10 protein-coding genes are annotated in these 12,688 nt (G+C 62.8%); 8 read left to right on the plus strand and 2 right to left on the minus strand.

Annotated features, from left to right (window positions below; translation table 11 throughout):
* Positions 1-614: 614 nt before the first annotated feature.
* From pgaA to AC1DKD_RS07960, 7 genes are all read left to right on the plus strand, one after another.
* Positions 615-2,660, plus strand: coding sequence for a poly-beta-1,6 N-acetyl-D-glucosamine export porin PgaA (gene pgaA / locus AC1DKD_RS07930; RefSeq protein WP_441632647.1), 2,046 nt, complete (start codon positions 615-617; stop codon positions 2,658-2,660).
* 6 nt (positions 2,661-2,666) lie between these two features.
* Entirely contained in the window at positions 2,667-4,712 is a 2,046-nt protein-coding gene (gene pgaB, locus AC1DKD_RS07935) for a poly-beta-1,6-N-acetyl-D-glucosamine N-deacetylase PgaB (protein WP_441632649.1), read from the plus strand.
* 35 nt (positions 4,713-4,747) lie between these two features.
* Entirely contained in the window at positions 4,748-6,061 is a 1,314-nt protein-coding gene (pgaC, locus tag AC1DKD_RS07940; protein WP_441632651.1) for a poly-beta-1,6-N-acetyl-D-glucosamine synthase, read from the plus strand.
* A 13-nt stretch (positions 6,062-6,074) separates the two neighbouring features.
* On the plus strand, positions 6,075-6,515 hold the full coding sequence (locus AC1DKD_RS07945) for a hypothetical protein (RefSeq protein WP_441632653.1): 441 nt from the start codon (positions 6,075-6,077) through the stop codon (positions 6,513-6,515).
* Positions 6,516-6,607: 92 nt separating this feature from the next.
* Positions 6,608-8,437: a glutamine--fructose-6-phosphate transaminase (isomerizing) gene (glmS, locus tag AC1DKD_RS07950; protein WP_441632655.1), complete on the plus strand. Its 1,830-nt coding sequence runs from the start codon at positions 6,608-6,610 to the stop codon at positions 8,435-8,437.
* A 2-nt stretch (positions 8,438-8,439) separates the two neighbouring features.
* A complete protein-coding gene (locus AC1DKD_RS07955) occupies positions 8,440-9,684 on the plus strand; it encodes a hypothetical protein (protein ID WP_477143169.1) in 1,245 nt (414 codons plus the stop codon).
* Between the two features lie 526 nt (positions 9,685-10,210).
* Positions 10,211-10,927 carry a hypothetical protein gene (locus tag AC1DKD_RS07960; protein WP_441632659.1) on the plus strand — a complete coding sequence of 239 codons (717 nt, stop codon included), beginning with the start codon at positions 10,211-10,213 and terminating at the stop codon, positions 10,925-10,927.
* Positions 10,928-11,100: 173 nt separating this feature from the next.
* On the opposite strand, the gene AC1DKD_RS07965 is transcribed toward AC1DKD_RS07960, so the two are convergent.
* Positions 11,101-11,316 carry a hypothetical protein gene (locus tag AC1DKD_RS07965; protein ID WP_441632661.1) on the minus strand — a complete coding sequence of 72 codons (216 nt, stop codon included), beginning with the start codon at positions 11,314-11,316 and terminating at the stop codon, positions 11,101-11,103.
* Here AC1DKD_RS07965 and AC1DKD_RS07970 point away from each other — a divergent pair.
* The gene (locus tag AC1DKD_RS07970) at positions 11,315-11,638 is read left to right on the plus strand and encodes a plasmid pRiA4b ORF-3 family protein (RefSeq protein ID WP_441632663.1); all 324 of its coding nucleotides are present in this window, start codon (positions 11,315-11,317) and stop codon (positions 11,636-11,638) included. The two genes, AC1DKD_RS07965 and AC1DKD_RS07970, sit on opposite strands and share 2 nt — an antisense overlap.
* A 25-nt stretch (positions 11,639-11,663) precedes the next feature.
* Here AC1DKD_RS07970 and AC1DKD_RS07975 read toward each other — a convergent pair whose 3' ends face one another.
* Positions 11,664-12,620 carry a Bug family tripartite tricarboxylate transporter substrate binding protein gene (locus AC1DKD_RS07975; RefSeq protein WP_441632693.1) on the minus strand — a complete coding sequence of 319 codons (957 nt, stop codon included), beginning with the start codon at positions 12,618-12,620 and terminating at the stop codon, positions 11,664-11,666.
* Positions 12,621-12,688: the final 68 nt, after the last annotated feature.

Consider the following 12,688-nt stretch of genomic DNA (forward strand, 5'->3'; position numbering starts at 1 on the left):
CTCCCACCTTGCCCCAGCCCAGACACTCAACCTAGCCGCCCTCTTCAGGGTGCTTATCCCTGCGCCCCCTTCGGCATGCAATCGTGTCCTCTCTGTGACAGAGGGCAGGACAATGGGATTAGATCGGCCTCCCACTTTCGGCTGGGCCCCCTAGTGCTTCTGGCGACTGTCTCGTTAGTGCTTGATCGCCGAATAATGCACTGCGCAAAGACGACGACACGGCACGCGATAACGCGTGAAGAAGCGAGCTCTGACATGGCCGGGAAGGACTGGGCGCCTCGGCGACGGTCGCGAGACAGAACGAATAAACGAGAAATATATGCATGAAGGCGGTTCGCGCCGCCGCAGCGCAAAGCGTTGCAGCGGCGCCGGCCTTGGACGGGAAGCACAGGGTGTAGCTGGTGACGATCCGGCGGCGCCTTGATATCTGGTTGATTTCAGTGCGGACAAGTTCCGGTGGACTGGATGAGCGCGTTGCGCTGCGACGAAGCCATCCGGCTCGCCGGATGACGGCCATCCCCTCGTTTCATCGCATCGACGCCGGCAAGGATATGCCGCCGCCAAGGGGGACGTTTCGTTTGTAGCAGCATCGCAATCCGGGGGAGACACAAAACGTGAATGCACCTCAGCAGAGCCGCAAGCGATTGCGGACCACGCTTAAGACCACAGCAGTCCTGTTCGCACTGTTCGCTCGCGAACATTGCGCCGCAGAGGCCACCAGGCCGACGGCGCCGCACGCCCACCCGGCACCCAGGGCGGAACAGCTAACGCTCGCAAACGAGAAGGACCGCCTTAGGGAGCGCATATTCGCCCTGGCCGAAGGCGGCTCGCCCAAGTTGGCCCTGGAACAGGCCGCCACACGCCCGGACGTATTTGCGCCTCGCGACCTCCTGCTACTGGAGCATCTTGTGGTTGCCCAGCAAATCAGGTGGGCCCGGCAGCAAGCCAGTGCTTCCAATGACCCCGATCGGCTGGCTCCGGCCGACAGCGCGCTGGCCGCGGCCGATGCGCTGCTAGCCCGGATTCCCGCAGACGACGAATACAGCGGGGTGAGGCGCGCGGTCCAGGCCGACCGCCTCACCGCGCTATCGGTACGTGGGCGCATGAAGGAAGCAACGGCACTCTACGAGCAGATTTCGCGGGCACCTGAGCCGATGCCGGCTTCCGTCTATGTCGCCGCAGGCGATGCCTACGCCTATCTCGACAAGCCCGACCTCGCAGCCGCCGCCTATGAACAGGCCTTGCAGACGGGGGTCGAGCCGCTAAGGGAGACCACCGAGCCCTATGCGCTATCGCTGCCGGACGTGCAGGAAAGCTTGTTCTTTGCCTACCTGGACCAGGGGCACTACGAAGCGGCGCGCGAGCTGGTCACCATGATGGCACGCAACACGCCGGCGCATAACGAGCTGTCAGAAGACGCCGACAAGACCAATCCGGAGTACGGCCGCGTCAAGAAGCTGCAGGCTCAATACCTGCTCTACACCAATCACGTGGAAGAGGGCCTGCAGGCGCTCGAGACCCTGCGCAAGGCGGCCCCGTTCGATCCTTCCTTCCTGACCGCCCGCGCGGACGGCTCCCTGGTACTGGAGCGCCCCTACGCCTCGCAGAGCATCTACCGTCAGGCGCAAGCCGACCACCCCGGCGACATCGAGAGCCTCGTGGGCATCGGCAAGACCGCACTGCAACTGCATCAGTACGACCAGGCCAAGGCGGTCGCGACAGTCTTCGACGGCAATTTTCCCGACAACAACAGCGTCAAGAATTTCCAGCGCGAGTACCGCGTCTACGAGCGTCCACAACTGATCATCGACGCCATTGGCGAGCGCGGCAACGCGGCGCTGGCGGATCATGCCTGGGGCGTTGACACACGCCTCTACTCGTCACCGATGGCCGATTACTGGCGTGTCTTCGCGCACCAATACTCGGGACGCGCCGACACCGGCGATGGCCAGAGCGTCAGCCGCATACGCAATGGCCTGGGCGGCGATTTCCGGCGCGACGGATGGGAAGCCGCTGCCGAGGTGCATCAGTCCACCGGTGGCCACGGCAAGACCGGCGGCACCGGCACGCTTGCCTTCCAGCCCAACGATCACTGGCGTTTTGGCGCCGGCGTCGATTCCGACGACAACGCGCTGCCGTGGAAAGCCTACCAGGCTGGCATCACCGGCCGCGCCGCCACGGCATCGGCCCGCTATTCGCAGGACGATGCCCGTTACTTCAACGTGATGTATGGCGCATCGCGCTACAGCGACACCAATTTTCACCAGCAGTGGCAGGGCACCTGGTACGAACGGCTGATGAACCAGCCACGCCACCAGGTCTCGATCTGGCTCGACGTGGGCTCCAGCAGCAACACCCTTGATGGCACTGCTTACTTCAATCCGCGGCGCGACTACGTCGCGCAACTGCGCTCGATGTATCAGTGGACGCCGTGGCGCTATGCGGAGAAGTTGTTCGCCCAGCGCGTATATGTCACTGCGGGCGGCTACAAGCAGGACGGCTTTGGCGACAGCATGCTGTGGGAGGCTCGCCTCGAACAGTTCTGGCAGCTTGGCCGCAAGGCTTCCCTCACCTACGGCATTGGCGTCGGCAGCAGGCGCTACGACTCGAATCGCGAAACGACCAAGCTGATCTACCTCAATCTCAACGTTCCCCTATAGGTCATCATGAACAAGCTTAATCGTCGAAAATTCATCGGGCTCGCCGGCGCGCTGTCGGTGAGCCACAGCGCGCACGCCGGCTACGGCCTGTCCTTGCTGCCGCCACCAGATCGCGACGATGGGCTGACTTTCCGCGTACTTGCGTTCCACGATATCCGCGACGACCTGCGTGCCGATGTGGGAACGGTGGCGGACACGTGCGCCATCAGCACCGCAACGCTCAACAATATCTTCGCCTGGCTCAAGGGCAATGACTTCCACCCGGTCAGCGTCGACCAGATCATCGCATCGCGCAACGGCGGACCGCGGCTGCCGCCGCGCGCCGTGCTGCTGACCTTCGACGACGCCTACAGGAGCCAGTACACCAAGGCTTTTCCCCTGCTGCGGCAGTACAACTATCCCGGCCTGGTGGCCGTGGTGTCGCGCTGGACCAGTACACCGCAAGATGAGCCGGTTCGCATCAGCCATAAGTCGGTGATGGCGCCTGGTTACTTCATGAGCTGGGACAACCTGCGCGAAATGGCCGAGTCCGGGCTCGTGGAAATCGCTTCGCACACGCACGATATGCACCATGGCGCGGTCGCAAATCCCCAGGGCAATGAACTTCCTGCGGCGAGCGCGCACATGTATTTTGCCGCCCTGAAGCGCTACGAAACCGAGCAGGAATACGAAAGCCGGGTCGGTGGAGACCTGAAGACGTGCTCCGAACTGATCCAGGCCAACACCGGCGTCAAGGTGCGCTCGATGGTCTGGCCCTATGGCATGTACAACGCGGCGCTGATCGGCGCATCGCACAAGCTTGGCATGAACGTCCACTTCACCCTCGACGACGGACCTAATACTCCCGAGGTGCCCCTGACCAAGGTCAGGCGCCTGCTGGTTTCCTACGACTGGGATGCCGGCGTCATGATGGGCCAGTTCCGCCAGCAATCGGCCTATCGCGGCGACAACCGGCCGGTCGAACGCGTGGTCAATGTCTCGCTCGACGACGTGTATGATCCCAATCCCGATCGCCAGGAAGCCAGGCTGTCGCGCCTCATCGACCGGATCAAGGATCTCGAGCCAAAATCGGTCTATCTGCAAGCCTATTACGATCCCGACGGCAGCGGCACCGCCCAGGCGCTGTACTTTCCCAATCGGCATATGCCCGTGCGTGCCGACCTGTTCTCGCGCACGGCGTGGCAACTGATTACCCGCGCCGGGGTACAGGTCTATGCGGCGCTACCTGTGCTTGCCTACAATCTGCCCACGGGCCATCCGGCCTCTGCGCGGCTGGTAACGGTGCTGCCGGGCGCACCGCTTACCCCCTTTGATCCGCGACAGCGGCAACGGCTCAGCCCCTTCGACCCGCTCGCTCGAGGCGTGATCCGCGATATCTACTACGACCTGGCCAGGTACACCAGCCTGAACGGCATCGTGTTCGGCGAGGACGCCAGCCTGAGCGATGTCGAGGATGCCAGCGAAGCCGCGCTTTCCGCCTATGCCGACTGGGGTCTGCCTCGCGATCTCGCAACAATCCGCGCCAACCCCGATCTGCTGCAGCGATGGTCGGGCGCCAAACTCCAGTACCTGATCGACTTCACACGTCAACTCGCGGACGTAGTCAAGGACTACCAGGGCGGCGGCAATGTGCTGACCGTGCGCAGCCTGCCCGCCAACGCGGTGTTGCACCCTGACGCGAGCATGCGACTGGCCCAGGACATTGATGCCTTCTCCGTGCAGTACGACTTCATCAACCTGATGGCTTACGCCGATGCCGACGGCGGTCCGCCATCCACGCCCTGGCTGGAGAGCCTGGCACGTGCCGTGGCCGCGCATCCAGGCGCGCTGCCGAAGACCATCTTCGCCCTGAAGACACTCGACGGCCGTACCCAGGCCCCGATCGCCAGCACCGCGCTACGCGAGCAGATGCAGCGCTTGCGCATGGCTGGCGTCAAACATCTCGGCTACCGCCCTGACCAGTTCATGGTGAACCAGCCTGACCTGGCGGTGCTGCGGGATGTCATGTCCATGCAGAACCTGGTTCGGCCGCGCAACGGCATGAAAGTCTAGACCAAGAGCAAATATAAATTAGGTGGGAGGACATCATGAAGAACGCGGCAAGCGTGATCTCGAATTTCGTCTTTTACTATCCATTGTTCATGTCGTACTTGTGGATGACCGGTGGCCTCCTTCACTACTTCCTCATCGAGAGAAAGGAACGCCATAAGAAGCGGGCTGACGTGGTGCTCGATTGCCCCAAGGTCTCGGTGATCGTGCCCTGCTTCAACGAGGAAGATAATGTGCGCGAGGTGATCGCGAACCTGGCTAACCTGCGCTATCCAAACTACAACATCATCGCTGTCAATGACGGTAGCCGCGATGCCACCGGAGACATCCTGAACGAACTGATCGATCAGTACCCGCAATTGCTGGTGATCCACCAGAACAACAACGAGGGCAAGGCCATTGGGCTGACCACCGCGGCCATGCTGACCGATGCCGAGTACCTGCTGTGTATCGACGGTGACTCGCTGCTGGACCCGGAGGCCATCGGCTGGATGCTGCGCCACTTCCTGCGCGACGCGGGAGTAGGCGCCGTCACCGGCAACCCGCGCATTCGCACCCGGACCTCGCTGCTGGGCCGCATGCAAGTCGGCGAATTCTCGTCCATCGTGGGCCTGATCAAACGGACCCAGGAAATGTACGGCCGCTTGCTTACCGTTTCGGGTGTGATCTGCATGTTCCGCAAAAGTGCGCTGCGTAACGTGGGCTACTGGAGCCCAGACATGCTGACCGAAGACATCGATATCAGCTGGAAGCTGCAGGTCAATGGCTGGCGCCTGCATTTCGAGCCGCGCGCCCTCAGCTGGATCCTGATGCCCGAGACGATCAGGGGCCTGTTCAAGCAGCGCCTGCGCTGGGCCCGGGGTGGTATCCAGGTGTTGCAGAAGTATGCGGCACCCATCATCACCAAGAGTAAGCCGATGATGTGGCCGATCTTCCTCGAGTATTCGATCAGTGTGATCTGGGCCTACTGCATGCTTTTCACCCTGGTGATGACGGCCGCGACCGCCTTGTTCGAGCTACCCGAGGCATGGCGCTTCGCGGGCATGCCTCGCGGCGCGGGTGTCTTTCTCTTTCTGACCTGCTGCGTGCAGATCCTGGTTGGCTGCGTCATAGATCGCCCCTACGACACCAAGCTGCTGCGCTACTTTCTAGACACGATCTGGTACCCGGTCGCGTTCTGGACCATCAGCATGGTCGCTTCGGTGATCGCCCTGCCCGGCGTGCTGTTTCATCAGCGCCGCACCCGGGCAAGGTGGACCAGCCCCGACCGAGGCATCCGCGAGGAGCCCACGCCGCCAAGGTCACCCGCGCCGGCATCCCACTATGTCGGGCAATTTGAAGAGCATTCTTGAGGAGGAGTGAGAAATGAAAGACCCAATCATCGACGCGTCCAGCGCCACCTTGCAACAATATCTGCAGCATCATGCACGGGGCAAGGCGGTTCGCCGCTATCTCTGGTACCGCGTGGTGCGCCCCTTGCTCGTCGCAGCGATCTGGGCAGCGGCGGCGTTCTACATCTACTGGTGTGTGGCTTCTGCTGGCAGCACTGAGTTCTCGCTAAGGGAAGTCATGCCCGATGTGTTGATCATCTTCGCCATGAGCATGACGCTGACGTTTTGGACACTGGCGCGCCGCCTCGACGAGCGAGTGTCGGGTTCCAAGCGGCCTGCCCGCGCAGCGCCGATATCATCCCTCGACCTGGCCCGGGATGTGGTGCTCTCGGTGGGCACCGGTCGCAGCCTGATGGCCTTTCACGATGAAGATGGGCTGATTTCGCACGTTGCACCATTGCACGAGCTGGCTTGACCAGCAGCGGAGCATCGGCCTCGCGCGGGCGGCTCACCGGCCGTCGCGCGAGGCCTTTTTAAAACAGCTTTATTCTTTTTCGGGGCATTTTCATGTGTGGCATTGTCGGCGCTGTTGCTCAACGTAATGTGACACCGGTCCTGCTGGAAGGATTGCGGCGTCTGGAATATCGCGGCTACGATTCCTGCGGCCTTGCCGTGCTGCAGGATGGTGAGCCACGACGGGTGCGCAGCGTGGCGCGCGTGGCGAACCTTGCTGAGCAGGTGGATCAAACGCTGCTGGAAGGTACCGTCGGCATCGCTCACACGAGGTGGGCGACGCACGGCGCGCCGCTCACACGAAATGCCCATCCGATCTTCTCCAGTGGCGAGATCGCTCTGGTGCACAACGGCATCATCGAAAATCACGAAGCCCTGCGCGAGCAACTGAGGGAATGTGGCTACGATTTCGAATCGCAGACCGACACAGAGGTGATCGCGCATTTGGTGCACCACTGTTTTCACCACGACGGCGGTGGGGACCTGTGCAAGGCGGTGCAGCTAGCGCTCCAGCAGTTGCACGGTGCCTATGCCATTGCCGTGTTCACGCGCGAGCAGCCGGACCTCGTGATCGGCGCCCGCTCCGGATCGCCGCTCGTGGTAGGCCTGGGAAGCGATGGTACTTACCTCGCTTCAGACACCATGGCACTGGCTGGAAGCGCAGGGCGCTTTATCTACCTCGAAGAGGGTGACCTGGTATCGCTGGCGCGCGGTGGGGTCTCGATCATCGACCGTAATGGCAATCCTGCCTTCCGCGAGATACGCGAGTTGGAGGCGAACGCAGCCGCGGCCGACCTCGGCCCGTACCAGCACTACATGCAAAAGGAGATCTTTGAGCAGCCAGCCGTCATCGCTGATGCGACTGAATACATCGAGGAGTTCTCACCGGCGCTGTTCGGTGCACAGGCGGCTGACGCATTCGCCGACATTGATTCGGTGCTGATCCTGGCCTGCGGCACCAGCTACCATGCCGGCCTGACCGCCAAATACTGGCTGGAGTCGATCGCGCGGATGCAAACCAGCGTGGAGATCGCCAGCGAATACCGCTATCGCGATTCCGTGCCGAATCCCCATACGCTCGTGCTAGTGATATCGCAGTCGGGCGAGACCGCAGACACACTGGCTGCCCTTAAGCACGCGCAAGCCCTTGGTCATCGCCATACACTGGCGATATGCAATGTGTCCGGCAGCGCCATCATGCGCCAGGCCAACCTGCACTTTCTGACCCGGGCCGGCGCCGAGATCGGTGTTGCCTCCACCAAGGCCTTCACCACCCAGTTGGTGGCGTTGTTCGTGTTGACGGCGACGCTGGCCAGGCAGCGCGGCCTGCTGCCTGCTCTGCAGGAGGCCCTGATACTCGAACAGTTGCGCCAACTGCCGGCAGCGCTGAACCGCGTGCTGGCGCTCGAGCCACAGATCGTTGCCTGGGCAGAATCGCTGTCGCGCAAGGAGAACGCGCTTTTTCTCGGGCGTGGAATACATTACCCAATCGCGCTCGAAGGCGCGCTGAAGCTGAAGGAAATCTCATATATCCACGCCGAAGCCTATGCTGCGGGCGAACTCAAGCACGGGCCGCTCGCGTTGGTGACCGACCAAATGCCGGTGGTAACAGTCGCGCCCAACGACACCCTGCTGGAGAAGCTTAAGTCCAACTTGCAGGAAGTACGGGCGCGCGGCGGGGAGCTCTACGTCTTTTCCGATGCCGGTAGTATGATCAGCAGCGCGCGTGGGCTGCACGTCATCCGCATGCCCGAGCACTACGGGATGCTGTCGCCGATCCTGCATGTGGTGCCTCTGCAGTTGCTGGCTTATCACACCGCGTGCGCGCGCGACACCGATGTGGACAAGCCCCGCAATCTCGCCAAGTCAGTCACGGTGGAGTGACGATGCGACCGTTCTCCATGATGCGCGGCGCCACGCTGCTGCTTGCCGGTGTACTGCTGTGGGCGCCGGCGGGCGCGCGCAACGACAGCCGCAGCAGTGGTGGCCGCACTGACGGGCAGGGAGCGCCTCCCAAGGCCCGCCCAGATGTCGATCAGCGCGCCTATATGCACGGCATTGGCGCAGCGACCGGCCCGGGGGATATCACCTACGTGTTCTTCAGCAGCTCCGGCCTGCCACCGCGCGGGCCGGACCGCAATCGCAACTGGTCGCATGACATCTACGTTGCCGAATGGAAGCCGGAACAGGCCAATCTCGGCAAGCCCCGGTTGCTTATAGCGCAGAAGGAAGCGCAGGAGCCGGTCTCGGTGGCGCAGAGTGCCGGTGGCCGCATCATGCTGACCTTCGAGGATGGTGCGAATACGGCCAACAGTGTCAGCCAGCGCTATCGCGTGTATGGCGCGGACCTGCAGCCGCAGCAGGCGAAATCGATCGACGTCTGGTCGGGGGGGCACTCCGGCCATGTCGCGGCAGTGGGGGATACGTTTGTGGTGTTCTACTCGGACGACTGGATCGACGGGGGCGGCGTGGATAACCTGGGCACCGGAAACGGTGTCTACCTCAAGACTTATGACGTCAAGGGGCAGTTGCTACGCAGCACCGATGTGGCGCGCGACAAGCGGGAGTGGTGGCCATTGATCGCCGGCTCGAAGGAGATAGCCTTGCTCGCTTGGCAGGAGTTCATTCCCGGCGAGAAGCACGCCAGGCTGAAGACGGCAATCTATCGGCCAGACGACTCGGCATTGACCGGCACTCAGGTGCTGAACGAGAAACTAAAGTACTACACGTATGGCACGGCCTATGTGCCGGCACTGRACAGCTTCCTGGTGGTCGGCACCAGCGATGGTGGCATGGGTTTCGCGCATTTGCTGGATACCGCCGGCAAAGTCACTGCCTCATTGCCTTGCATGCCGGCAAGTGTGCGCGAGGCCGGCATCACGGTCGTCGGCGACATGGCGTACACGCCCGGACAGGATGGCCGCCTGCTTCACCTCAAACTGTCCGCCGAGACGATTGCATTGCGCGGCAGCCAGCCATCCCCGATCCAATGGACCTATCAGGGCAGCCTCGGGCTGGTGCGCTCCCCATCGGTACTGCACTGGGTTTCACTGACGCCAGGGGGCCTGCGGGAGGCAAACTTTGACTTAAGCCAAGCCGTGCCGCCTTCGCCGGCCGACCTATGTCGATGAGGAACCCACGAAGACAGCGCAGACAGTCCCCGAGCCGACGGTGACGATGGCCCTCGCACAGTCGCTTCCGACTCCGGTGGAAGCCGCGTTGGTGGCATCTGACTTCACGGTCGAGGAGGATTCGGTTATGGCAATGGCGCAGATGATGTTGAACGCATTCGGAGCCCTTTATGCTATCGAGAGGCCGCAGCCGCACAATGCGTTGACAGACTGCCGGGCTCTGATTGCGGTATTGATGACACGCAGCGGTTCAGAGAAGCGGAGCAGCGCGCGACGGGGCGCTTGATGTGGAATGCCTGGGTGCCCGCCCCTTGATCGGGTTCGGCCACGGCCGCGAGTTCGAACGCGGCACAGGAAGAACTAGGTCGAGGTCCCTTACTGTCGCCTCACTTGGTCTAGCCCGAGTGCGGCACACATGATAGATGCGGTAATGCTCGCCACGCCACTAACGGATGGGACTTCTGGCGGATAGCTGTGGATGCAGCAACGGTTTAGTCTTATCGCACCAATATAAAGGGGGAGCTCCATGTCAATCTCACATACTGCCCGCCTGCCGGCCGTTGCGCGCCTTGTATTTACCGTCATGTCGGCAGCGCTCGCGTTTGGCACGCAAGCTCAATCGTCGCCCGAGACATCGCCTACGCTGCCGCAGGCCGCTACCTCGTTGCCGGAGGCCGCGACCAAGCCGGTGGAGATGGCACCGACGCAGGCGGTGGCATCGACCCAGCAACCTCACGCCGTGACTATGCTGCCGGAGATAGCAACCCCGGCCATGGCAATGCCACAAGCCGCAGACCCGCAGGCCTCAATTACACAAGCGCAGGCGGCAAAGCCGGAACCGCTGCTTGTCATCGTGCAGCCGGAGGCGGCGGCGTCGCAGGCGCAGCGGGCAGTCATGCGACCGCAGGCCTCGGGACCGCAACTGATGGCGCCGCGAACTGTGGGCAATGTCACCTATATCTGCGGCGGCACAGGCGTCGAGGAGCAGGACCACTTGAGCAATCTCGAACAGCAATACAACCTCGGCGTCATCTTCACAGAGGGTCCTCGAGGCGACTTACTGGCGGGAGTCGATGTCCGGCTGCGGCGGCATGGCAGAGTGCTGGCGGCGTTCCAAGCCACCGGTCCGCGCTGCCTGTTCAAGGTGCCGCCCGCCGATTATCGGGTGGAGGCCACCTACAAGCAACGAACGCAATATGTGATCTTTGAAACCGGATCCCTGGGAACCGGCATGCGCTGGTAGCAATGACCTGCGGCTGGCCCGCCTGGACAAGAAGTCGGGCGATTTCGGTAAGGACCGCGCAAATCCCCTCCGATGGGGTATCCGTACTTTTTACGCAAAATCTGGCGGTGATTGCCCGGAGGGCCGCTTGCAGCAAGGCTCCGCAGGCCCCCCTCTTTCGCGAGGCAGGCAATTTAGCAAGTACCCGCGTGAAGTCCCGGCCACACCCGCGCCAACCCCTCCTTCTCGCCGAGCGGCACGGGTACCTCGCCGATGCCGATACCGATACCGGCCTTGATGGTCGAACGCAGCATCAGGCTGGAATAGAGGCCGGACACGATACGTCCCGCGTGCAGTGGTTCGCCGACGAGCGTCGGTGGCCGGTGGCTTGTCAGATTGGGCTGGTACATGACGAGATGGCGGCGGGTCCTCCTTCCCGAGTACTTAGCGCTCGCGCAATTGCACAATGTCATCCAGGTAGTCATGGGCTGGACGGACGAACATCTGCACCAGTTCACCATTCGTGGCAGGCGTTACGGCGAAGCCCATGAGGACGTTCTGCAATTCTCCACAGTGGCAAACGAACTGACGCTGGCCGCGTTTCGTCTGCGCGAACACGAAGGCTTCGTCTATGTGTACGACTTCAACGCGTGGTGGCGCCCCGATATACGGGTGGAGCGGCGTATACTGCGGCAGCATCCTGGCTGGCCTTTGACGGAGCAGGCAGTCTGACTCGGCGCACGGCGGCGCCTGCTGCTCAGTCCACGGTGATCTGGCGCTGGCGGATCACGCCGGCCCAGCGGGCGCTATCCTGCTGGATCGTGGTGGCCAGCGCCTGCGGCGTGCCGCCGGCGGTTTCCATGCCCAGCGTGGCCAGCTTCTCCTTCACTACCGGATTCGCCAGCACCTCCAGCGTCTGGCGATGAACGCGGCCAATCACGTCCTTGGGCGTGCCCGCGGGAGCCATCAAGGCATACCAGGAAACCGCCTCGAACTTCGGGAAGCCCTGCTCCGCAATGGTGGGCACGTCGGGCATCAGCGGCGAGCGCTTCTGGCTGGCTACGCCGAGCGCATGGAGTTTGCCCGACTTGATATAGGGCAGCGCCGACGAGACCTGCGCGAACATCATGGTCACCTGGCCGCCGACCAGGTCGGTCATCGCCGGGCTCACCCCCTTGTAGGGGATGTGGTTGAGCCTGACCTTGGCGTCAAGCTGAAGCAGTTCTCCGGCCAGGTGCGCCTGGCTGCCGGCCCCGGGCGAGGCGAACGTCAGCTCGCCTGGCTTCTGTGCCGCCAGCTTGAGTAGCTCGGCGAGGGAAGTGGCGGGGACGTTGGCGCCAACCACGAGCACGTTTTCCGCGGTGGCCAGCATGGTGACCGGCACCAGGTCCGTGGGCTTGTACGGCAGGCTGCGGAACAGTGACGGATTGACGGCGATGTTGCCCACCGGCACCAGGGCCAGCGTATAACCGTCCGGCGCGGCCTTGGCCGCCTGGTCAACGCCGATAGTACCGGCCGCGCCCGCCTTGTTCTCCACCAGCACGCTCTGGCCCCAGGCCTTGGACAAGCCCTCGCCCACGACACGTCCCAGCACATCGGCCGGGCCGCCGGCCGGAAACGGCACGATCAGCCGCACGGGCTTGGACGGATAGGCCTGCGCGCTGGCCAGCATCGGCAGGCCGGCCATTAGCAGGGTCATCAGGAATCGCTTCATCATCGAACATTCTCCCCTTCAGTCAGACATTCACAAATTCGGAAACTCGAAGAATCTGTCCCGCGCCG

Source organism: Cupriavidus sp. 05T313 (assembly GCF_056396665.1).